We start from the raw sequence: 21,937 nt of genomic DNA, 5'->3' as shown, positions 1-21,937 counted from the left end.
CGGCCCGCCGGCCGACACCGCGGCCAGGTGCCCGGGAGGACCTCGGTGCCCCCACGCCCCGCACGCTCGGCGCGGGCCCCTGCACCGGGGCCGATCGCGGCGCTGAGCCGTTCCCGCTACGCGGGTGTCACACGCAGGAGGACGTCCTCGCCGCCGCCGTTGTCGGTGGTGACGTACAGCGCGCCGTCGACGCCGAGCCGGGGCGTCCGGATGCGGCCGAAGCGGTCCTCGAGTCCCGGCATCCGGAACTGCTCGGTCAGCCGTCCCTGGTCGTCGATCCGCAGCGCGAGCACGCCGGTGTCCTTCTGCACCCCCACGAGCAGCAGCCCGTCGTAGCCGCCCCACTGGATCCCGCTGAGGAAGTCGGCGCCGCTGGTGGCGATCGTCGGGTCCCCGGACGACCAGACCGCCGGGACGGCGCCGGGCAGCCCGGGATCGGTCATCGGGACGCTCTCGTCGTAGGAGCCGTCGGCGCCGTCGGGGTCCCAGCCGTAGTTGCCGCCGGGCACCGACCGGTTCACCTCGTCGTCGCGGTCGGGCCCCTGCTCGACGGTGTAGACCTCCCCGGTCCCCGGCTGGACGGCGATGCCCTGCACGTTGCGGTGCCCGTAGCTCAGCAGCAACCGGGTGACCGGGTCCGGGTCGTCGGCGAACGGGTTGCCCGGCGCGGGCCCGCCGGTGGCGGGGTCGACCCGCAGCACCTTGCCGGCGAGCGTCGAGCGGTCCTGGGGGTTGCTGCCGACGGCGTTGTCGCCGGTGCCCACGAGCAGCGCGCCGTCGGGCGCGAAGCGGACGCGGCAGCCGCCGTGCCGTCCGGTGCGCTCGTTGACCGGGATGTCGTCGACCAGCGGGTCGGCGACGCGGGTGGCGCGGGTCCAGCCGGCGTCGACGGTCCAGGCGATCACCTGGATCTCCGCGCCGCCGTCCGCCTGCACGCCCTGGCAGGTGTAGAGCCGGCGGTTGCCGGCGAAGGCCGGGTCGAGGGTCAGTCCCATGAGGCCGGTCTCGCCGTCGGCGAAGAGGTCGGAGAAGTCGGCCTCGAGCGCCCGGGCGGTGCCGTCGGGCAGCACCGCGGTGAGGCCGCCGCCGCGCTCGTCGACCAGCAGGGTGCCGTCGGGCGCCTGGGCGACGTCCCACGGGTGGTCGAGCCCGTCGAGGACGGTCTCGACCCGCAGCTCGGGCAGGCCGCCCGGCGCGGTCACCCCGCCGTCGGGGGCCGCGGTGGCCGCCTCGTCCTCCTGCGCACCGGGCAGGTCGCCGGTCGCGTCGGCCCCGTCGGCTCCCCCGGCCCCCGAGCAGCCGGTCAGCACCAGGACGGCGGCCAGGACCGTGGCCCTCGCGCAGCGGCCCGCCGCGAGCGTGCGGGCGGTGGGGGGCACGGGGGTCCTCCGTCAGCTGGTCCGGGTGACCACGTAGTCGCACAGCGCCGACAGCGCGTCCCGCACCTCACCGGCCGGGACGGCGGACAGCGAGGACCGGGCGCGGTCGGCGTAGTCCCGCAGCACCGCGCCGGCGCGGTCGAGCGCCGCGGACCCCCGCAGCAGCGCCAGCGCCTCGGCGTGCTCGGCGTCGTCGGACAGCGGGCGGGAGACCAGCTCGCGCAGCCGCGCGTCGGCGGGGTCGTCCCCGGCCAGCGCGATCAGCGCGGGCAGCGTGGCGACGCCCTCCCGCAGGTCGGTGCCGGGCGCCTTCCCCGACGCGCCGTCCTGGCTGACGATGTCGAGCAGGTCGTCGGAGATCTGGAACGCGACGCCGACCTCCTCGCCGAAGCGGGTCAGCGCCCCCACCAGGTCGGCGTCGACCCCGGCGAAGCGGGCGCCGAAGCGGGCCGAGGTGGCGACCAGGGAGCCGGTCTTGTCGGCCAGCACCTCGAGGTAGTGCTGCACGCGGTCCTCGCCGGGGCGGGCGCCCACGGTCTCCCGGATCTGGCCGGTGACCAGCCGCTCGAACGTGCGCGCCTGGATGCGGACCGCCTCGGGGCCGAGGTCGGCGAGCAGGTCCGAGGCGCGGGCGAACAAGAAGTCGCCGGTGAGGATCGCGACGCTGTTGGTCCACCGGCTGTTGGCGCTGGGCGCCCCGCGGCGGACGGCTGCCTCGTCCATGACGTCGTCGTGGTACAGCGTGGCCAGGTGGGTGAGCTCGCAGACGACGGCGGCCCGCACGACGTCCGGCGCGTGCGCGTCGCCCAGGTGGGCGGCCAGCAGCGCGAGCATCGGGCGGAAGCGCTTGCCGCCCGCGGCCATGAGGTGGCCCGCGGCCTCGGAGACGAACGGGTGCTCGCTGGCCACCGCGGTGGCCAGCGCCGCCTCCACGTTGGCCAGCCCCTCCGCCAGCGAGTCGCCGAGGGCCCCGCCCGGGAGCCAGGGGCCCATGGTCGAGGCGGGGGTCGAGATGCGGTGCCAGACCTCGGCCGGGGCGATCCCGTCGACGGCGGCACGGGGTCCGGTCATCAACCGACGAAGATAGCCGCCCGATCGGCGAGACCGAGCACCGCCCCGGGGACGATCCCCAGGACCAGGGTGGCCGCGGCGGTCACCGCGAGGACGACGGTGGTGGGCAGCCCGGGGACGCCGACCGTGGGACCGTCGGCGGCCGGCTCGGAGAAGTACATGAGCACGATCACCCGCAGGTAGAAGAACGCCGCCACCGCGCTCGCCAGCAGCGCGACCAGCGCCAGCGGCCAGGCGCCGTCCTCGATCGCTGCGCGGAAGACGGCGAACTTGCCGGTGAAGCCGCTGGTGAGCGGGATGCCGGCGAGCGCGAGCAGGAACAGGCTCATGACCGCGGCGGTGACCGGCGAGCGCTGCGCGAGGCCCGCCCACTGCGACAGGTGCGTGGCCTCGCCGTCGCCGCTGCGCACCAGGGTGAGGACGGCGAACGCGCCGAGCGTGGTCAGGCCGTAGACCAGCAGGTAGAACATCACGGCCGACAGGCCCGTCCCCGGGTAGCCGAGGACGCCGGTGAGCAGGAACCCGGCGTGCGCGACCGACGAGTAGGCCAGCATCCGCTTGAGGTCGGTCTGGGTGAGCCCGAGGACCGCGCCGACGACCATCGAGACGATCGCCACGGCGTAGACCAGCGGCCGCCAGGTCCACTCCTCGGTGCCGAACGCGACGTAGAGCAGCCGCAGGATCGCGCCGAAGGCGGCGACCTTGGTGCAGGCGGCCATGAACGCGGTGACCGGGGTGGGCGCGCCCTGGTACACGTCCGGCGTCCAGGTGTGGAACGGCGCCACGCTGGCCTTGAACAGCAGCCCGACGATCAGCAGCGCCAGGCCGAGGACGGCGAGCGTGCCGCCCCCGCCGGCCGCGACCGCCTCGCGGACCGCGGAGAGCCGGACGCTGCCGGTGGCGCCGTAGACCAGCGCCAGGCCGTAGAGGAAGAACGCCGAGGCGAAGGCGCCCAGCAGGAAGTACTTGACCGCCGCCTCCTGCGACAGCAGCCGGCGCCGGCGGGCGAGGCCGCTGATCAGGTACAGCGGCAGGCTGAGCACCTCGAGCGCGACGAACATCAGCAGCAGGTCGTTCGCCGTGACGAACAGCATCATGCCGCCGATGGCGAAGGTGGCCAGCGGGTAGACCTCGGTCTGCACGCGCTGCACGGTGAGCAGCTCGCGGTCGCGGACGCTGCCCGCGGGCACCGCGGCGGAGACGACGAACGCGGAGCGGGCCGGGTCGAGGTTGCGCTCGGCGAACAGCAGGAGCGACAGCGCGCCGAGCCCGGCGATGGTGGCCTGCAGGAACAGCCCGGCGCCGTCGACGGCGAGCGCTCCCCCGGCGGTCACCTCGCGGGTGCCCGCGAGCAGCAGGGTGCTGACCAGCCCGCCGAGGGTGCCGACCAGCGCGACGGCGACCTGCACCGGGTGGCGGGTGTCGCGCGGGCCGAACGCCTCGACGAGCACGCCGACGCACGCGGCGCCGAGGACGAACAGCAGCGGCGCGAGCGCGGCGAAGGAGAGGTCGGGGGCCTCGATGGTCATCAGTCGGTCCCCTCGGTCGGAGCGTCGACGCCGGCCGGGTCGGCGCCGACGTCGCTCATGGTGGCGGCGACGGCGGGCTCGATCAGCCGGATCAGCGGCTGCGGGTAGACGCCCAGCACGATGACCAGGGCCACGAGCGGGGCGACGACGGCCGTCTCGCGGCGGGTCAGGTCGCGCAGCCGCGCCGTCGCCCGGGCCGGGGCGGTCAGGGTCGCCGTCGCGCCGTGCGCGCCGCCCGCGGGGGCCGGGGCCGGCTCGTCGTCGGCCGGGAAGAGCACGCCGCGCGGCGGGCCGTGCATGGTCCGTTGGTAGAGCAGCAGGACGTAGAGCGCGGCCAGGATGATCCCGACGGTGGCCAGGACCGTGAACACCGGCCGGGTCGGGAACGAGCCGATCAGCACGAGGAACTCGCTGACGAAGCTGTTGGTGCCCGGCAGCGCGAGCGACGCGAGCCCCGCGACCAGGAACACCCCGGCCAGCTTCGGCGCCCGCGTGGCCACGCCGCCGTAGTCGCCGACCAGCCGGGAGCCGCCGCGGGCGATGAGCATCCCGACGACGAGGAACAGCAGGCCGGTCGCGATGCCGTGGTTGACCATGTACAGCACCGCGCCGGTGCCGGCCTCGGTGGTGAAGGCGAAGACGCCGAGGGCGATGAAGCCGAAGTGCGCGATCGAGGTGTAGGACACCAGCCGCTTCATGTCGCTCTGCCCCATCGCCAGCAGCGCGGCGTAGAGGACGCCGGCGACGGCGAGGACGAGCACCAGCGGGGCGAACTCCCGGGAGGCGTCGGGGAACAGCGGCAGGCAGTAGCGCAGGAACCCGAACGTGCCGACCTTGTCGAGGACGCCGACGAGCAGCACCGCGCCGCCGATCGGGGCCTCGGCACCGGCGTCGGGGAGCCAGGTGTGCAGCGGCACCAGCGGCGCCTTGATCGCGAAGGCGACGAAGAAGCCGAGGAACAGCAGGCGCTGGGCGGCCGGGTCGATGTCGAGCTGCCGCAGCGACTCGAAGGCGAACGTCCCGTCGCCCGCCGCCTCGCTGACGACGTACAGGCCGATGACCGCGGCGAGCATGACCAGTCCGCCGACCAGGCTGTACAGGAAGAACTTGACCGCCGCGTACTGCCGGCGCGGGCCGCCGAAGCTGCCCACGAGGAAGTACATCGGGACGAGCATCGCCTCGAAGAAGACGTAGAAGAGGAAGACGTCGGTGGCGGCGAAGACGCCGACCATGCACGCCTCGAGCAGCAGCAGCCAGGCGAAGAACGTCCGCATCGAGCGGCGGCCGGTGGGCTCGTCGCGCCAGGAGGCGAGCACGACCACCGGCACCAGCACACCGACCAGCAGCAGCATGACCAGGGCGATGCCGTCGACGCCGAGGGCGAAGTCGACGCCGAAGCCCTCGATCCACGGCACCGACGTCGTCAGCTGGAACCGGTCGCCGTCGGGGTCGAACGCGACCGTGGCCAGCACCGCGAGCACCAGCACGACCAGGCTGACGCCGAGGGCGAGCTGCCGGGCCAGCGCCGTGTTCGCGCGGGGCAGCGCCGCGACGACGGCGGCGCCCACCGCGGGCACCACCAGCATCGCGACCAGGAGCAGGGAGTCGCTCACTCTGTCGTCGTCCTCTCCTGAGAGCCCGGCTCGCTCACCCGGCCGTCACCGCCAGCAGCGCCCCGGCCACCAGGACCGCGCCGCCGAGCATCCCGAGCGCGTAGGACCGGACGAACCCGGTCTGCGCCCGGCCCAGCCGCGACGACGAGCCGCCGAGCGTGGCGGCCAGGCCGTTGACCGCGCCGTCGACGCCGCGGTTGTCCACCCACACCAGCGCCCGGGTGAGCCACTGGCCCGGCCGCATGAACAGCGACTCGTTGACCGTGTCGGCGTAGAGGCTCCTCCGCGCCGCGCGCACCACCGGCGAGACGCGGGCCGGGGCGACCTCGGGGACCTCGCGGCGGCCGACGAACAGCCACGCCGCCAGGACGCCGACCAGCATCACCGCGGTCACCACGATCCCGACGACGGCCGGGGCGACCACGTGCGCGGCCTCCTCGGGCTCGCCGAACACCGGGGCGAGCCACTCGTCGAGCGGGAACACCTGCACCAGCAGGAACCCGGCGGCCACCGAGCCGGCGGCGAGCACCACCATCGGCGCGGTCATCACCGTCGGCGCCTCGTGCGGGTGCTGGCCCTCGGTCCACCGCGGCCGGCCGAGGAACGTCATCAGCACCAGCCGGGTCATGTAGAAGGCGGTCAGCCCGGCGCCGACGACGGCGACCGCGCCGAGCAGCCAGCCCCACCCGTCGCCGCGGTCCAGCGCCGCCTCGATGATCGCGTCCTTGGTCCAGTAGCCGGACAGGAACGGGAACCCGATCAGCGCGAGGTAGCCCAGGCCGAAGGTGACGAAGGTGACCGGCAGCTTCCGCGCCAGCCCACCGAAGCGGCGCATGTCCACCTGGTCGCCCATCGCGTGCATGACCGACCCGGCACCCAGGAACAGCCCGGCCTTGAAGAAGCCGTGGGTGAGCAGGTGGGCGATCGCCGCGGCGTAGCCGACCGGGCCCAGGCCCACGGCCAGGAACATGTAGCCGATCTGGCTGACCGTGGAGTACGCGAGCACCTTCTTGATGTCGTCGTACGCGCAGCCCACGACCGCGCCGTAGAGCAGCGTGACCGCGCCGACGGCGAGGACGACGGCGCGGGCGGTCGGCGTCAGGTCGTAGATCGGCGCGGAGCGGGCGATGAGGTAGACGCCGGCGGTGACCATCGTCGCGGCGTGGATGAGTGCCGAGACCGGCGTCGGGCCCTCCATGGCGTCGGGCAGCCACGCCTGCAGCGGGAACTGGCCGGACTTGCCGCACGCGCCGAGCAGCAGGAGCAGGCCGAGCGCCGTCACCGTGCCGCCGGCCAGGGCGCCGACCCCGCCGAAGACGCCCTCGTAGGAGACCGTCCCGAGCTGGGCGAACATCACGAAGATCGCGAGAGCCAGGCCGACGTCGCCGACCCGGTTCATCACGAAGGCCTTCTTCGCGGCGGTGGCCGCGGCGGGGCGCTCGTGCCAGAAGGCGATGAGCAGGTAGGAGGCCAGGCCGACGCCCTCCCACCCGACGTAGAGGGCCACGTAGTTGTCGCCGAGGACCAGCAGCAGCATCGCCGCGACGAACAGGTTCAGGTAGGCGAAGAACCGGCGCCGCCGCGGGTCGTGCGCCATGTAGCCGACCGAGTAGACGTGGATGAGCCCGCCCACGCCGGTGATCAGCAGCATGAAGGTCGCCGACAGCGGGTCGACCAGCAACCCGGCCTGCACGTCGAGCGAGCCCACCGACAGGAAGGTGAACAGGTCGACGTCGACCGCCCGCTCCTCCAGCCCGGCCAGCTGCACGGTGGCCAGCAGCGCGACCACGAACGCGGCCAGGACGGTCGCCGTCCCCAGCAGGTGGCCCCAGCGGTCGGTGCGGCGCCCGCCCAGGAGGAGGACCGCCGCCCCGAGCAGCGGCAGTGCGATGACCAGCCACGAGGCCGACAGCAGGCCCTCTGCGGCGACGGCGGATTCCATGGGGTGCCGGCTCCCGTCAGTACTTGAGCAGGTTGGCGTCGTCGACCGACGCCGACCGGCGGGTCCGGTAGATCGACATGATGATCGCGAGGCCGACGACGACCTCCGCGGCGGCGACGACCATGACGAAGAACGCCATGATCTGGCCGTCGACGGTGCCGGAGGCCCGGGCGAAGGTGACCAGCGTCAGGTTGACCGAGTTGAGCATCAGCTCGACGCACATGAACACGACGATCGCGTTGCGCCGCACCAGCACGCCGACGGCGCCGACGGTGAACAGGATCGCCGCGAGCACCAGGTAGTGCGTGAGGCTCACCGCCGGTCCTCCGGTGCCGGGTCGAGCGTGCCGAGGGCGGCGTCCGGGCTGCCGAGCTGCGCCCGGCCGGTGGGACGGGGCATCTGGTCGACCTCCTGGGGCTCGATGCCGGTGGCCAGGCTGTCCTCGGCGACCCCGCCGTCGGGCAGCAGCGCCCCGGCGGCGACGGAGTTGGCGCGGGCGTACACGCCGGGGCCGGGCAGTGTCTGCGGCCGGTCGGTGAGGAACCGGGCGCGGGAGAGCTCCTTCTGCGTCCGCCGGGTGCCGGGCTCGCGCTCGATGTGCGCGAGCACCATCGCGCCGACCGCGGCGGTGATCAGCAGCGCGCTGGTGACCTCGAAGGCCAGCAGGTAGCGGGTGAACAGCAGCTCGGCGATCGAGTCGATGTTGCCGGTGCCGCCCTGCGCGTCGGACAGGCCCGCGACCGGGGTGTCCTGCGTGGCGCGGGCGATGCCGGCGCCGACCAGCCCGGCGAACCCGACGCCGAGCACCGTGGCCGCCACCCGCTGCCCGCGCAGCGTCTCGACCACGGAGTCCGAGGAGTCCCGGCCGACCATCATGAGCACGAACAGGAACAGGATCATGATCGCGCCGGTGTAGACGATGATCTGCACGGCGCCGAGGAACGGCGCGGACTGGACGACGTAGAAGACGCCGAGGGCGAGCATCGTGTTGACCAGCCACAGCGCCGAGTGGACGGCGTTGCGGCTGAACACCATCCCCAGCGCCCCGGCCAGCGCGACCGGGCCCAGGATCCAGAAGACGACGGCCTCGCCGGTGCCGATGACGACCTCGGTCATGCCCGCTCCACCGTCACCGGCTCGGCCGGCGAGCCCTGCTGCGGGTCGCGCACGTAGTAGGCCTTCTCGTCGTCACCGAGGCGCATCGGGTGCGGCGGGGCCTCCATGCCGGGCAGCAGCGGGGCCATGAGCTGCTCCTTGGTGTAGATCAGGTCCTGCCGGTTGTCGTCGGCCAGCTCGAAGTCGTTGCTCATCGTCAGCGAGCGGGTGGGGCAGGCCTCGATGCACAGCCCGCAGAAGATGCAGCGCAGGTAGTTGATCTGGTAGACGCGGCCGTACCGCTCCCCGGGGCTGTAGCGCGCGTCCTCGGTGTTGTCCCCACCCTCGACGTAGATCGCGTCGGCCGGGCACGCCCAGGCGCACAGCTCGCAGCCGACGCACTTCTCCAGCCCGTCGGGGTGCCGGTTGAGCACGTGCCGGCCGTGGTAGCGCGGCTTGGTCACCTTGGGGACGTCGGGGTACTCCTCGGTGGTCACCTTCTTGAACATCTGGGCGAAGGTGACGCCGAAGCCCTGGCCGGGCGCCGGCAGCAGGCTGCGGTGTGGCGCGGGCGTGCCGCCGCCGGCCCGCTCGACCTCACCGCCCCGGGCCGCCTGGGCCAGTCCCTTCGACTCGCCGCCGGTCGCCGGGTCCTGGTCAGCCATCGGTCTCCTCCTGTGCGCTGGTGGCCGTGCTGCCCGTGGTGCTGCCCGTGGTGCTGCCGGCGGCTCGGCGGCCGCTGCTGACCACGCCGCCCTCGGGACGCGCGCCCACCGGCTCGGCGCGGCGCAGCCGTGGCGACGGCGGCACGACGAGGTCCATGGGCGGCACCGGGAAGCCGCCCTCGGCGCGGGCCGGGCCGGTGCGCTGCGCCGGCCGGTGCCGCGGCCCGGCCGGGGGCAGCACCTCGGGGTCGGGGTCGGGGTCGGTGGCGTGGACGCCGCCGGCCGCGGCGTCCTCGGCCATGAGCCGGGTGTCGCGGTTGCTGGCCCGGCTGGCGACCGACAGCCCGAGCAGCACCAGCAGCGCGATCGGCACGCCGACGAACACCGCCACCTGGCCGGTGGACAGGTCCGCCTCGCGGGAGACGGTGCGCATGGTGGCGACGGCGAGGATCCAGGCCAGCGCCGTCGGCACCAGGACCTTCCAGCCGAAGCGCATGAACTGGTCGTAGCGCAGCCGGGGCAGCGTCCCGCGCAGCCAGATGAACACGAACAGCGCGGCGGCGACCTTGAGGAAGAACCACAGCAGCGGCCACCAGCCGGAGTTGGCGCCGTCCCAGATCGAGATCGGCCACGGGGCCCGCCAGCCGCCGAGGAACAGCGTCGCGGCCAGCGCCGAGACGGTGACCATGTTGATGTACTCGGCGAGGAAGAACAGCGCGAACTTCAGCGACGAGTACTCGGTGTGGAAGCCGCCGACCAGCTCGCTCTCCGCCTCGGGCAGGTCGAACGGCGCCCGGTTGGTCTCGCCGACGACGGCGATCACGTAGATGACGAAGCTGACCGGCAGCAGGACGGCGAACCAGCTCGGCCCGGTGAACTCCAGCCCGAAGAACGACAGCCGGTTGCCGTCGGCCTGGGCGGCGACGATCTCCGAGGTCGACATCGACCCGGCGTAGAGGAACACCGCGACGATCGACAGGCCCATCGCGATCTCGTAGCTGACCATCTGGGCGGCGCTGCGCAGCCCGCCGAGCAGCGGGTAGGTCGAGCCCGAGGCCCAGCCGGCCAGCACGATGCCGTAGACGCCCATCGCCGAGCAGGCCAGGACGACGAGGACGCCGATGGGGGCGTCGGTGAGCTGCAGCGGGGTCTGCTGGCCGAAGATGCTGACCACCGGGCCCAGCGGGATGACCGAGAAGGCCAGGAACGCGGGGATGGTCGCGATGACCGGGGCCAGGAAGTAGACCGGCTTGTCCGCCATCGCGGGCCGGATGTCCTCCTTGAACGCCAGCTTCAGCCCGTCGGCGAGGCTCTGCAGGTAGCCGCGCGGGCCGACCCGGTTGGGGCCGATGCGCTGCTGCATGCGGGCGACGACCTTGCGCTCGAACACGATCGCGAACAGCGTCATCAGGACCAGCACGACGAAGACGCCGACGATCTTGACGAGCACGATCCACCAGACGTCGTGCCCGAAGTCCTCGAGCGTCGGCTGGTCGGCAGCGGCGAGCAGGGTCACGCGGCACCTCCCGCGCTCGATCCGGGAGCGCTCAGCCGGACGACGCCGCCGGGCGCCGTGCCGAGGCCGGTGCGCAGCTCGCTGCCGGGTGAGCGCATCGGCAGCCACACCACGTCGTCGGGCATCTCGGTGACGCAGACGGGCAGGGTGACCGAGCCGGTGGCGCCGGTGACGGTGAGCGGGGCGCCGTCGGCCACACCGAGCCCGGCGGCCCGCGCGGCGCTGATCCGCACCACCGGCGGGCGGGCGGTGCCGGTGAGCTCGGGCTCGTCGCGCTGCAGCGTCCCGACGTCGAGCAGCTGCCGCCAGGAGGCCAGCAGCGCCTCCCCCTCGCCCGGCTCCGGCGCCACGGCCGGCGGCACGTCGAGGCCGCCCTCGGCGCGGGCGCTCGTGTCGCCGAGGTGGGCGAGCTCGGCGCGGGCCGCGTCGGGGGTGGGCAGCCGCAGGTCGGCGTCGAGGTGCTCGGCCAGGCCGTGCAGCACCCGGCCGTCGGGGAGCTGGCCGGTGCCGTGCAGCGTGGCGTCGAAGGACCGCACCCGGCCCTCCCAGTCCAGGTAGCTGCCGGCCTTCTCCGGCGCGGCGGCCACCGGCAGGACGACGTCGGCGTGCTCGGTGACGGCGGTCGGCCGCTGCTCGAGGCTGACGACGAACGACGCCGCGGCCAGCGCCGCCGCCGCGAGCGCGGGGTCGGGCAGGTCGGCGGGGTCCACGCCGCCGACCACGAGGCCGGCCAGCCGGCCGTCGCGGACCGCGGTGAGGATGCCGGTGGTGTCCCGGCCCGGGAACGCCGGCAGGTCGGCGGGGTCCACGCCCCACAGCGCGGCCACCTCGGCGCGGGCGACGGGGTCCTCGACCGGCCGGCCGCCGGGCAGCAGCGCGGGCAGCGCGCCGGCCTCGACGGCGCCGCGCTCCCCGGCCCGCCGCGGCACCCAGGCCAGGCGGGCGCCGGTGGCGCGGGCGAGGGCGGCCAGCGCGGTGAACGCGCCGGGCACCTCGGCCAGCCGCTCGCCGGCCAGCACGACCGCGCCGGGCTGCCGCAGCGCCTCGACGGCCGGGCCGCCCCAGCTGCCCTCGGCCAGCGCCGCGAGCGCGCGGGCCTCCTCGCCGGGCCGGGTGACCAGCACGGTGGCCTGCAGCTTCTGCGCCGCGCGGGTGGCGAACGGCGCCAGGTCGTAGACGGCCAGCCCGCCCTTGCGCACCGCCCGGCGCAGGCGGAGGAGGACGATCGGCGACTCCTCCTCCGGCTCGAAGCCGGCCAGCAGCACGGCCGGGGCGGCGGTGAGGTCGTCGTAGGTGACCGCCCCGCGCCCGGGGCCGGTGCCGGCCACGTGCGCGGCGAGGAACGCCTGCTCCTCGGCGGAGTGCGCGCGGGCGCGGGCGTCGACGTCGTGGGTGCCCAGGGCCACGCGGGCGAACTTCGCCCAGGCGTAGGCGTCCTCGACGGTCAGCCGGCCGCCCGGCAGCACCCCGACGCCGCCCGCGGCCCGCGCCGCGCGCAGGCCCTCGGCGGCCGCGGCCCACGCGTCCGGCCAGGAGGCGGGCTCCAGGACGCCGCCGCGGCGGACCAGCGGGGTGGTGAGCCGGTCGTTGGTGGCGGCGTAGCGGAAGGCGAAGCGGCCCTTGTCGCAGGTCCACTCCTCGTTGACCGCCGGGTCCTCCCCCGCCAGCCGGCGCATGACCTTGCCGCGCCGGTAGTCGGTCCGCATGGAGCAGCCCGACGCGCAGTGCTCGCACACCGAGGGCTCGCTGCGCAGGTCGAACGGCCGCGACCGGAACCGGTACTGCGCGCTGGTGAGCGCGCCGACCGGGCAGATCTGGGTGGTGTTGCCGGAGAAGTAGGAGGAGAACGGCTCGTCCTCGTAGACGGCGACCTGCTCCAGCGCGCCCCGCTCGAACAGCTCGATGAACGGGTCGCCGGCCACCTGCTGGGAGAACCGGGTGCAGCGGGCGCACAGCACGCAGCGCTCGCGGTCGAGCAGGATCTCGCTGCTGATCGGCAGCGGCTTGGGATAGGTCCGCTTGACGTCGACGAAGCGGGTCTCGGCGCGGCCGTTGCTCATGGCCTGGTTCTGCAGCGGGCACTCGCCGCCCTTGTCGCAGACCGGGCAGTCCAGCGGGTGGTTGATCAGCAGCAGCTCCATCGTGCCCTGCTGCGCCTTGTCGGCGACCGGGCTGGTCAGCTGCGTCTTCACCGCCATGCCGTCGGTGACCGGCATGGTGCAGGAGGCCACCGGCTTGCGCTGGCCCTCCACCTCGACGAGGCACTGCCGGCAGGCGCCGACGGGGTCGAGCAGCGGGTGGTCGCAGAACCGCGGGATCTGGATGCCGACCATCTCCGCGGCGCGGATGATCAGCGTCCCCTTGGGCACCGCGACGTCGAAGCCGTCGATGGTGCAGCGGACGGCGTCCGGCGGGGTGTGCGGGCCGGGGACGCCCGGCGGCACCGCCGGCGCGGGCTCGGGGGCGGTGGGGGTGAGCGTCACGAGGCGACTCCGACGGGCTCGAGCCGCAGCGAGCGGCCCAGGCGGGCCTGCTCCTCCGGCGGCAGCAGGGCGACGTAGTCGTCGCGGAAGTACTTGAGCGAGCTGGTGATGCAGCTGGTCGCGCCGTCCCCGAGGGCGCAGAACGAGCGGCCGAGGATGTTGTCGCAGGTGTCGGTGAGCAGGTCGAGGTCGGCCGCCGTCCCGCGGCCGTCGACCAGCCGCCGCAGCACCTGCACCAGCCAGTAGGTCCCCTCGCGGCAGGGCGTGCACTTGCCGCAGGACTCGTGCGCGTAGAACTCGGTGAACCGCAGCGTGGCCTCGACGATCGAGTCGGTCTCGTCGAACACCATGAGCGCCGTCGTGCCGAGCATCGAGCCCGCGGCGGCGACCGAGTCGAAGTCGAGCGGCACGTCGAGGTGCTCGGCGGTGAAGTACGGCGTCGAGGAGCCGCCCGGCGTCCAGAACTTGAGCTCGTGCCCGGCCCGCACGCCGCCGGCCATCTCCAGCAGCTCGCGCATCGTGGTGCCCATCGGCGCCTCGTACTGGCCGGGGCGGGTCACCCGGCCCGACAGCGAGTAGATCTTCGGCCCGGGCGACTTCTCCGGCCCGAACCGCTTGAACCAGTCGGCGCCGCCGCGGACGACGAACGGCACGGTGGCCAGCGTCTCGACGTTGTTGATGACCGTCGGGGCGCCGTAGAGCCCGGCGACCGCGGGGAACGGCGGCTTGAGCCGCGGCTGGCCGCGGTAGCCCTCGAGCGAGTCGAGCAGTGCCGTCTCCTCGCCGCAGATGTAGGCCCCGGCGCCGGCGTGCACGACCAGCTCCAGGTCGTAGCCCGAGCCCAGGACGTCGCTGCCGAGGTAGCCGGCCGCGTAGGCCTCCTCGACGGCGGACACCAGCCGGCGGTGGGCGTGCACCGCCTCGCCGCGGACGTAGATGACGGCGAACCGGCAGCGGATCGCGTACGCCGAGATGATCACGCCCTCCACCAGGGAGTGCGGGTCGGTCATCATCAGCGGCAGGTCCTTGCAGGTGCCGGGCTCGCCCTCGTCGGCGTTGACCACGAGGTACTTGGGCATCGCGGCCGGCCCGGTGGGCGTCTCCCCCGGCTTGGGCTGCGGGATGAAGCTCCACTTCATGCCGGTGGGGAAGCCTGCGCCGCCGCGGCCGCGCAGGCCGGAGTCCTTGACCAGGGAGACCAGCTCGTCGGGCTGCATCGACAGCGCGGTGCGCAGCGCGGCGTAGCCGTCGAGGGACTCGTAGGTGGACAGCCGCCAGGGCTGCTCGGCGCCCCAGCGCGAGGTGAGGACGGGGGTGAGGGGCATCGGGTCAGGCCTCCCGCTGGGTCGCGGGCCCCTGGCCGGAGGTGCCCGGCTCGGTGCCCGCGGGGGTGTCGGGGGTGGGACGGTCGCCGCCGGGGGTGCGCCGGCCGTACTCGGTGCCGCGGTCGGGGTGCGCCTGCGCGGCGCCGGCCCGCTCGGCCGGGTTGTCGGCGGCGGCGACGCGGGCGTCGGCGGCCTCCTCCTCCGGCGTCTGCCCGGTGTCGCCGGACGGCGCGACCGTGTCCGCGGGCTCGCCGGCGTCGGCGGGCTCCGGCTCGGGGCCGCTCATCGGCGGGGCGGACTCGCCGCGCTCGGCGGCCAGCCGGACGCCGGCCAGCGTCGGCCCCCACTCGCCCGGCGCGTCGACGGCGGCGCGCGCGGCTCCGGCGTCGGCGTGCTGGGAGAAGCCGGCCAGCTGCCGGGAGACCCCGCGGAAGTCGGTGAGCGGGGCGCCGCGCGTCGGGTGCGGCTTCTCCCCGCGGCGCAGCGCGGCGACCAGCGCCCGGGCGCTCTCGACGTCCTGCTGGTCGTAGAACTCGTAGTCGACGGTGACCACGGGCGCGTAGTCGCAGGCGGCCAGGCACTCGGCGTGCTCGAGGGTGACCGAGCCGTCGGCCGCCGTCTCGTCGTGGTGGACGCCGAGGTCGGCGGACAGCGCGTCCATGATCCGCTGCCCGCCGAGGACGGCGCACAGCGTGTTGGTGCAGACGCTGACCAGGTGCCGGCCGGTCGGGCGGCGCTTGTACATCGTGTAGAAGGTCGCGACCGCGCCGACCTCGGCCTTGGTCAGCCCCAGCACCTCGGCGCACAGCGCGACGCCCTCCGGCGTCACGTAGCCCTGGTAGCTCTGGACCAGGTGCAGCATCGGCAGCAGCGCCGAGCGCGGCTGCGGGTAGCGGGTCGTGATCTCCCGCGCCTCGAGCCAGGCCTGCTCGGTCAGCGGCGGCAGGTCCGCCGGCGTCGGCTCGACGGGGCTGTCGACGAGCCCCGTCGTCGCCGCGCCCTCCCGGGACCCGGGGAGCGCGCTCACGGCTTCTCCTCGCCGGCGCTCGTCGACGCCGCTCGCGGCGCTGCTGTGCTCCTGGGGGACCTCGCGAGCTCGCTCACCTGTCCACCCCTCCCATCACGGGGTCGATGGAGGCGATGGCGGCGATGACGTCGGCGATCATCCCGCCCTCGCTCATGGCCGCGGTCGCCTGGAGGTTCACGAAGCTGGGGTCGCGCACGTGGACACGCCACGGCCGGGTGCTGCCGTCGCTGACCACGTGGTAGCCGAGTTCCCCGCGCGGTGACTCGATCGGCACGTACACCTGGCCGGCCGGCACCCGGAAGCCCTCGGTGACCAGCTTGAAGTGATGGATCAGGGCCTCCATCGAGGTGCCCATGATGTGGCGGACGTGCTCGAGGGAGTTGCCCATGCCGTCGGCGCCCAGCGACAGCTGCGCGGGCCAGGCGATCTTCCGGTCCTCGACCATCACCGGGCCGGGTTCGAGCCGGTCGAGCGCCTGGCGGACGATCTTCAGCGACTCGAACATCTCGGCCATCCGGACCAGGTAGCGGCCCCAGGCGTCGCTGGTGTCGGCGGTGGGGACCTCGAAGTCGTAGTCCTGGTAGCCGAGGTAGGGCTCCGTCCGGCGCAGGTCCCAGGGCAGCCCGGTGGCGCGCAGCACGGGCCCGGTGACGCCGAGCGCCAGGCAGCCGGTGACGTCGAGGTAGCCGACGTCCTTGAGCCGCCGCTGCCAGATCGGCTGGCCGGTGAGCAGCTTGTGGTAGCCGGCCAGGCGCTCCGGCATGACCTCGAGCCACTCGCGGATCGACTCCTCCACGCCGGCCGGCAGGTCCTGGGCGACGCCGCCGGGCCGGATGTAGGCGTGGTTCATCCGCAGCCCGGTGATCTCCTCGAGCAGGTCGAGGCACAGCTCCCGCTCGCGGAAGCCGTTGGTCATGCCGGTGAGCGCGCCCAGCTCCATGCCGCCGGTGGCCAGGCCCACGAGGTGCGAGGCGATCCGGTTGATCTCCATCACCAGCACGCGGATGGTCTGCGCGCGCTGCGGCACCTCGATGCCGAGCAGCTTCTCGACGGCCATGCAGTAGCCGGCCTCGTTGAACAGCGGGGACAGGTAGTCCATCCGCGTCACGAAGGTCGTGCCCTGCACCCAGTTGCGGTACTCGGTGTTCTTCTCGATGCCGGTGTGCAGGTAGCCGATGACCACCCGCGCCTTGGTCACCGTCTCGCCCTCGAGGTCGAGGACCAGCCGCAGGACACCGTGCGTCGAGGGGTGCTGCGGCCCCATGTTGACGACGAGCCGCTCCTCGCCGGAGAGGTCCGCGCCGAAGGCCTGGTCCCAGTCGCCGCCGGTGACGGTGTAGACCCGCCCCTCGGTGGTCTCCCGCGAGCCGGCGTACGGGTCGTAGGTGGTGCTCATCGGTAGCTCCGCCGGGTGTCGGGCGGCGGGATCGTCGCGCCGTGGTACTCCACCGGCACGCCGCCGAGCGGGTAGTCCTTGCGCTGCGGGTGCCCGTCCCAGTCGTCGGGCATGAGGATCCGGGTCAGCGCCGGGTGGCCGTCGAAGACGACGCCGAACATGTCGTACGTCTCCCGCTCGTGCCAGTCCGCCGTCGGGTAGACCGAGGACACCGACGGCACGTGCGGGTCCTCGGCGGTGACGGCGACCTCGAGCCGGATCCGCCGCCGGTAGGTCATCGAGGTCAGGTGGTAGACGACGTGCAGCCGCGGCCGGCCGGCGTCCACCGCGGGGCCGCCGCTGTCGAGGTAGTCGACGCCGGAGACGCTGCTGCACAGCTCGAAGCGCAGGGCGTCGTCGTCGCGCAGCGCCCGGACCAGGGTGAGCAGGTGCTCGCGGGCGACGAAGTAGGTGATCTCCCCGCGGTCGACGAGGACGCGCTGCACGGCAGCGGCGTAGGTGGCCGCGCCGACGGCGTCGATCAGCGCGTCGGTCACCTCGTCGAACCAGCCGCCGTAGGGGCGGTCGGTGGAGTGCAGCGCGACCGCGCCGCCGGGCTCGACGCGGACCAGGCCGCCGAACCCGGAGGTGTCGCCGCTGCCGCTGACGCCGAACGCGCCCTTGCGGAAGCCGCCGCCCGCGGCCGCGGCGCCCTGCGAGGCGTCGGCGCCGCTGCGGTCGCCGGGGCCGGTCACCGGGACCCGCCGCGCGGTCCGGGCAGGAGGACGGCGTCGCCCCCGCGCTGCTCGATGGCGAACTGGCCCGTGCGCCCGAGGGCCGCGGCCTGCTCGTAGGCCGCCCGCTTGGCCTTGTCGGCGCGGACGCTGGAGGGCATCTCGACCAGCAGGTCGGGGGCGCGGCCCTCGGCCCGCTCCTCCTCGAGCCGGCGGGCCCGCTTCGGACCGAGCGGCTCGTTCTGGATCTTGTGGTGCAGCTTGAGGATCGCGTCCATGAGCATCTCCGGGCGCGGCGGGCAGCCGGGCAGGTACATGTCGACCGGCACCACGTGGTCGACGCCCTGCACCACCGCGTAGTTGTTGAACATGCCGCCGGAGCTGGCGCAGACGCCCATGGCGAGCACCCACCGCGGCTCGGGCATCTGGTCGTAGATCTGCCGCAGGACCGGCGCCATCTTCTGGCTCACCCGGCCGGCGACGATCATGAGGTCGGCCTGGCGCGGGGAGGCGCGGAAGACCTCCATGCCGAAGCGGGCCAGGTCGTACCGGCCGGCGCCGGTGGCCATCATCTCGATGGCGCAGCACGCCAGGCCGAAGGTGGCCGGCCACAGCGAGGACTTGCGCGTCCAGTTGACCAGCTTCTCCACCGTGGTCAGCAGGAAGCCGCTCGGCAGCTTCTCCTCGAGACCCACGTCAGCTCCCCTCCGTCAGTCCCACTCGAGGCCGCCGCGGCGCCAGACGTAGGCGTAGGCGAGGAAGACGGTGGCGATGAAGACCACCATCTCGACCAGGCCGAAGACACCCAGCGCGTCGTTGGCGACGGCCCACGGGTAGAGGAAGACGATCTCGATGTCGAAGACGATGAAGAGCATCGCCGTCAGGTAGTACTTCACCGGGAAGCGGCCGCCGTGCAGCGGCTGGTCGACCGGCTCGATGCCGCACTCGTACGCCTCGAGCTTCGCCCGGTTGTAGCGGCGCGGACCGACGAACGGCGCGACCGTCACCGAGAACAGCGCGAAGGCCGCGGCGAGCGCGAACAGCCCCACGATCGGGACGTAGGACGACAGCACCGGCGCCTCCCTCGGCGGCTCGTGGGCTTGTGAAGAAATTCACAAACTCGCGCCACGAGCCTATGCCGCCGGGGGCGGCAAGTGAAGCGCGGGGGGTGAGTGAGTTCACATCCCCGGGTCACGGTCCGGTCACGGACCGCTTCCGGCGCTCCTCAGACGGACGGCGCCAGGCGGGTGAGGACGGCGACCACGCGGTCGAAGCGGTCGCCGTCGCGGCCGTCGGAGAGGTTGCCCATCAGCCGCAGCGCGGCGTTCACCATCGCCGGCCGCTCGAGCCCGTGCGCGGTGGCGAAGCGGACCAGGCCGGGCCGGTCGAGCAGGGCCAGGAAGGCCATCCCGAGCCGGTGGTGGCGGCCGTAGGCCTCGCGCAGCCGCTCGGGGTAGCGGCGCAGCATCGCCTCGCGGGCCGGCCCCTCCGGTGTCGCGAGCGCCGCGGCCGCCGTCTCCCCGGCCATGCGGCCGGTCTCCAGCGCGTAGCTGATGCCCTCGCCGTTGAACGGGTTGACCACGCCGGCGGTGTCGCCGGCCAGCAGCAGGCCGCGGGTGTAGGCCGGCCCGCGGTTGAGCGCCATCGGCAGGCCGGCGCCGCGCAGCGGGGTGACCGCGTGCTCCTCGCCCAGCTGCCACTCCGGCGGCAGGGTGGCCAGCCAGCGGCGCAGCACGGTGCGGGCGTCGGTCTCGCCGCCGCGGCGGGTGTCGAGCAGGCCGAAGCCGACGTTGGCGGTGCCGTCGCCCATGCCGAAGGACCAGCCGTAGCCGGGCATCGAGTCGGCGGTGGGGCCCTCGGCGGAGAGGTCGAAGGAGATGTCGAGGTAGGGGTCCTCGCCGCGCGGCGTCTCGACGTACCGGCGGACGGCGACGCCGAGCGGGCGGTCCTCGCGGCGGGTCAGGCCGATCGCCTTGGCCAGCCGGCCGGACAGGCCCTCCGCGGAGACGACCAGCGGCGCCCGCCAGGTCACCGCCTCCCTGTCCGGGCCGGCCTGCGCGTGCACGCCCACGACCCGGCCGGCGTCGTCCAGCAACGGGCCGGTGACGGTGACCTCCTGCTCGAGCCGGGCGCCGGCGGCCACCGCGTGCTCGGCGAGCATCGGGTCGAGGTCCTTCCGCGGCCGGATGAGCCCGTAGCCGGGCCAGGAGGACAGCTGCGGCCAGTCGACCTCGACGACCCGGCCGCCGCCGAAGACCCGCAGGCCCCGGTGCCGCACCCAGCCGGCCTCCGGGGAGACGTCGATCCCCATCTCGTCGAGCGCCTTCACCGCGCGCGGGGTCAGGCCGTCGCCGCAGACCTTCTCCCGCGGAAAGCGCGCCTTCTCCAGCACGACGACGTCGAGCCCGGCGGTGGCCAGCGTCCAGGCCGCGGCCGACCCGGCCGGCCCCGCACCGACCACCACGACGTCGGCGCTGCCCCCGGCGGTCGGACTCGTCACGCGCGGCCCCCTCGGTGCTCGGTCTGCGGTCGTCCCGAGCCTAGGCGGGCCCCCCGCCGGAGCCGCCGGCGAGCGCGGCGCGCACCTCGTCGTCGGACGTCTCGCCGAAGTCGTCGTAGTAGCGGCCCACCGCGCCGAACGGGTGCGGGGTGACCGGGCAGACGACCTCGTCGGCCAGCACGGACAGGTCGGCGCACACGTCGGGCGCCCCGACGGGCACCGCGACGACGACCGCGGCGGGGCCGGCCGCGCGGACCGCGGCGAGGGCGGCGCGCATGGTGGAGCCGGTGGCCAGCCCGTCGTCGACGAGGACGGCGGTGCGGCCGGCGAGCGCGGGCGGCGGCCGGTCGCCGCGGTAGGCGAGCTGGCGCCGGCGCAGCTCGGCGAGCTCGGAGCGGCGCACCTCGTCCGCGGCGGCCGGTCCGACGGGGTTGCGGGCGAGGACGGACTCGCTGCGGACGCTCTCGACGGTCTCCCCCACCGCGGCCAGCGCGCCCATGGCCAGCTCCGGCCGCTCGGGCAGGCCGAGCTTGCGGACGGCGACCACGTCGAGCTCCGCGCCGAGCGCCGCCGCGACCTCGGCCGCGACCAGGACGCCGCCGCGGGGCAGGCCGAGGACGAGCGCGTCGGGGCCGAGCGGCACGGCGGGGGGACGGGCGGGGTCGGTCAGGCGCGCGGCGAGCTGCCGGCCGGCGTCGCGCCGGTCGCGGTACGGGCGGCCGTCCACCGCGCGGCCCGGGTCAGACGGGCTGGGGTCCCGACGGCGGCGGGGCGCTCGGGTCGGTGGGGCTCGGCTGCGGCAGCGGGGCCGGCGACGGCGGGGAGATCGGGTCGACCGGGGACGGCGACGGACCGGGCGGCTCGGGCATCGGTGTCGGTGTCGTCATGCGGCGACGCTATCCCCGTGGGCGTGCCGCGGGAGCCCTCGCCGGCGGCCCGTCAGGGGCGGACGGCGCGGTGCAGCGCGACGACGCCGCCGGTGAGGTTGCGCCAGGCGACGTCGGTCCACCCGGCGGCCTGGATGCGGGCGGCGAGCGCCGGCTGATCGGGCCAGGCGCGGATCGACTCGGCCAGGTAGACGTAGGCGTCGGGGTTGCTGCTCACCGCGCGGGCGATCCGCGGCAGCGCCCGCATGAGGTACTCGGTGTAGACGGTGCGGAACGGCTTCCAGGTGGGGCTGGAGAACTCGCAGACGACGAGCCGCCCGCCCGGCCGGACGACCCGGGCGAACTCGCGCAGCGCGACGTCGGGGTCGGCCACGTTGCGCAGGCCGAAGGAGACGACCAGCCCGTCGACGCTCGCGTCGGCGAACGGCAGCGCCATCGCGTCGCCGGCCACCTTGGGCACCGGCCGTCCCGCGCCGGCCAGCAGCATCCCCTGGGAGAAGTCGCAGGCGACGGCGCGCACGCCCCCGGCGGCGAGCTCCACCGTGGAGACGGCGGTGCCGGCGGCGACGTCGAGGACGAGGTCCCCCGGCCGGGCGCCCAGCGCCTCGCGGGTGGCCCGCCGCCAGGCGGCGTCGCGACCGCCGGAGAGCACGGTGTTGGTGAGGTCGTAGCGGCGGGCGACGCCGTCGAACATGGCCGCGACCTCGTGCGGCTGCTTGTCCAGCCCGGCCCTCGACCCGGCGGTGTGTGCGCTGTCTCGCCGGTCTGCCACGGCGGACGACGCTACCGGCTGCCT

Annotated in this window: 19 protein-coding genes; all 19 read right to left on the bottom strand. The window is 74.6% G+C overall.

From position 1 onward, the window contains the following. Positions 1 to 116: 116 nt before the first annotated feature. On the bottom strand, positions 117 to 1,379 hold the full coding sequence (locus ACI8AK_RS00495; protein ID WP_387987823.1) for a PQQ-dependent sugar dehydrogenase: 1,263 nt from the start codon (positions 1,377 to 1,379) through the stop codon (positions 117 to 119). 12 nt (positions 1,380 to 1,391) lie between these two features. Continuing rightward, entirely contained in the window at positions 1,392 to 2,450 is a 1,059-nt protein-coding gene (locus ACI8AK_RS00490) for a polyprenyl synthetase family protein (RefSeq protein ID WP_387987824.1), read from the bottom strand. Then, entirely contained in the window at positions 2,450 to 3,979 is a 1,530-nt protein-coding gene (gene nuoN / locus ACI8AK_RS00485) for an NADH-quinone oxidoreductase subunit NuoN (RefSeq protein WP_387987825.1), read from the bottom strand. Before nuoN ends, ACI8AK_RS00490 begins: the two co-directional genes overlap by 1 nt. Then, entirely contained in the window at positions 3,979 to 5,592 is a 1,614-nt protein-coding gene (locus ACI8AK_RS00480; protein ID WP_456901414.1) for an NADH-quinone oxidoreductase subunit M, read from the bottom strand. The genes nuoN and ACI8AK_RS00480 overlap by 1 nt, the downstream gene beginning before the upstream one ends. 34 nt (positions 5,593 to 5,626) lie before the next feature. Beyond that, positions 5,627 to 7,534, bottom strand: a complete 1,908-nt coding sequence (nuoL, locus tag ACI8AK_RS00475) for an NADH-quinone oxidoreductase subunit L (RefSeq protein ID WP_456954845.1) — start codon at positions 7,532 to 7,534, stop codon at positions 5,627 to 5,629. 16 nt (positions 7,535 to 7,550) lie between these two features. Further along, positions 7,551 to 7,850, bottom strand: a complete 300-nt coding sequence (gene nuoK, locus ACI8AK_RS00470; RefSeq protein ID WP_387987828.1) for an NADH-quinone oxidoreductase subunit NuoK — start codon at positions 7,848 to 7,850, stop codon at positions 7,551 to 7,553. Then, entirely contained in the window at positions 7,847 to 8,650 is an 804-nt protein-coding gene (locus ACI8AK_RS00465; RefSeq protein WP_456901415.1) for an NADH-quinone oxidoreductase subunit J, read from the bottom strand. The genes nuoK and ACI8AK_RS00465 overlap by 4 nt, the downstream gene beginning before the upstream one ends. Then, entirely contained in the window at positions 8,647 to 9,294 is a 648-nt protein-coding gene (nuoI, locus tag ACI8AK_RS00460) for an NADH-quinone oxidoreductase subunit NuoI (protein WP_387987830.1), read from the bottom strand. The genes ACI8AK_RS00465 and nuoI overlap by 4 nt, the downstream gene beginning before the upstream one ends. Next, positions 9,287 to 10,810: an NADH-quinone oxidoreductase subunit NuoH gene (gene nuoH, locus ACI8AK_RS00455; protein ID WP_456954843.1), complete on the bottom strand. Its 1,524-nt coding sequence runs from the start codon at positions 10,808 to 10,810 to the stop codon at positions 9,287 to 9,289. Before nuoH ends, nuoI begins: the two co-directional genes overlap by 8 nt. Continuing rightward, positions 10,807 to 13,293, bottom strand: a complete 2,487-nt coding sequence (locus tag ACI8AK_RS00450; protein WP_456954842.1) for an NADH-quinone oxidoreductase subunit G — start codon at positions 13,291 to 13,293, stop codon at positions 10,807 to 10,809. The genes nuoH and ACI8AK_RS00450 overlap by 4 nt, the downstream gene beginning before the upstream one ends. After that, positions 13,290 to 14,618 (bottom strand): NADH-quinone oxidoreductase subunit NuoF, encoded by a 1,329-nt coding sequence (gene nuoF / locus ACI8AK_RS00445; protein ID WP_387987833.1) that lies wholly within the window; start codon positions 14,616 to 14,618, stop codon positions 13,290 to 13,292. The genes ACI8AK_RS00450 and nuoF overlap by 4 nt, the downstream gene beginning before the upstream one ends. Positions 14,619 to 14,622: 4 nt before the next feature. Then, entirely contained in the window at positions 14,623 to 15,645 is a 1,023-nt protein-coding gene (gene nuoE / locus ACI8AK_RS00440) for an NADH-quinone oxidoreductase subunit NuoE (protein WP_387987834.1), read from the bottom strand. Positions 15,646 to 15,718: 73 nt separating this feature from the next. Further along, positions 15,719 to 17,041 carry an NADH-quinone oxidoreductase subunit D gene (locus ACI8AK_RS00435; RefSeq protein WP_387987835.1) on the bottom strand — a complete coding sequence of 441 codons (1,323 nt, stop codon included), beginning with the start codon at positions 17,039 to 17,041 and terminating at the stop codon, positions 15,719 to 15,721. After that, positions 17,038 to 17,775: an NADH-quinone oxidoreductase subunit C gene (locus ACI8AK_RS00430; protein ID WP_387987836.1), complete on the bottom strand. Its 738-nt coding sequence runs from the start codon at positions 17,773 to 17,775 to the stop codon at positions 17,038 to 17,040. Before ACI8AK_RS00430 ends, ACI8AK_RS00435 begins: the two co-directional genes overlap by 4 nt. Then, complete coding sequence (locus tag ACI8AK_RS00425) at positions 17,772 to 18,449, bottom strand: NuoB/complex I 20 kDa subunit family protein (protein ID WP_456901420.1); 678 nt, start codon at positions 18,447 to 18,449, stop codon at positions 17,772 to 17,774. The genes ACI8AK_RS00430 and ACI8AK_RS00425 overlap by 4 nt, the downstream gene beginning before the upstream one ends. Positions 18,450 to 18,464: 15 nt before the next feature. Then, positions 18,465 to 18,827, bottom strand: coding sequence for an NADH-quinone oxidoreductase subunit A (locus ACI8AK_RS00420; protein WP_456901421.1), 363 nt, complete (start codon positions 18,825 to 18,827; stop codon positions 18,465 to 18,467). Between the two features lie 152 nt (positions 18,828 to 18,979). After that, positions 18,980 to 20,254 (bottom strand): geranylgeranyl reductase family protein, encoded by a 1,275-nt coding sequence (locus tag ACI8AK_RS00415; protein WP_456954841.1) that lies wholly within the window; start codon positions 20,252 to 20,254, stop codon positions 18,980 to 18,982. Positions 20,255 to 20,294: 40 nt separating this feature from the next. Further along, positions 20,295 to 20,981, bottom strand: coding sequence for a phosphoribosyltransferase (locus tag ACI8AK_RS00410; RefSeq protein WP_387987838.1), 687 nt, complete (start codon positions 20,979 to 20,981; stop codon positions 20,295 to 20,297). A gap of 212 nt (positions 20,982 to 21,193) precedes the next feature. Continuing rightward, a complete protein-coding gene (locus ACI8AK_RS00405) occupies positions 21,194 to 21,913 on the bottom strand; it encodes a demethylmenaquinone methyltransferase (protein ID WP_456954840.1) in 720 nt (239 codons plus the stop codon). Between the last annotated feature and the right edge of the window lie 24 nt (positions 21,914 to 21,937).

This window comes from Geodermatophilus sp. SYSU D00867 (assembly GCF_054050315.1).
Note: the sequence above shows the minus strand (reverse complement) of the source record. Positions and strands in the feature narration are given on the sequence as shown.

Bases quoted from the DNA above. Each gene is read 5' to 3' on its own strand.
- nuoN (WP_387987825.1), bottom strand. From the start codon at position 3,979: ATGACCATCGAGGCCCCCGACCTCTCCTTCGCCGCGCTCGCGCCGCTG.
- ACI8AK_RS00435 (WP_387987835.1), bottom strand. From the start codon at position 17,041: ATGAGCACCACCTACGACCCGTACGCCGGCTCGCGGGAGACCACCGAG.
- nuoI (WP_387987830.1), bottom strand. From the start codon at position 9,294: ATGGCTGACCAGGACCCGGCGACCGGCGGCGAGTCGAAGGGACTGGCC.
- ACI8AK_RS00490 (WP_387987824.1), bottom strand. From the start codon at position 2,450: ATGACCGGACCCCGTGCCGCCGTCGACGGGATCGCCCCGGCCGAGGTC.
- ACI8AK_RS00465 (WP_456901415.1), bottom strand. From the start codon at position 8,650: ATGACCGAGGTCGTCATCGGCACCGGCGAGGCCGTCGTCTTCTGGATC.
- nuoL (WP_456954845.1), bottom strand. From the start codon at position 7,534: ATGGAATCCGCCGTCGCCGCAGAGGGCCTGCTGTCGGCCTCGTGGCTG.
- nuoF (WP_387987833.1), bottom strand. From the start codon at position 14,618: ATGCCCCTCACCCCCGTCCTCACCTCGCGCTGGGGCGCCGAGCAGCCC.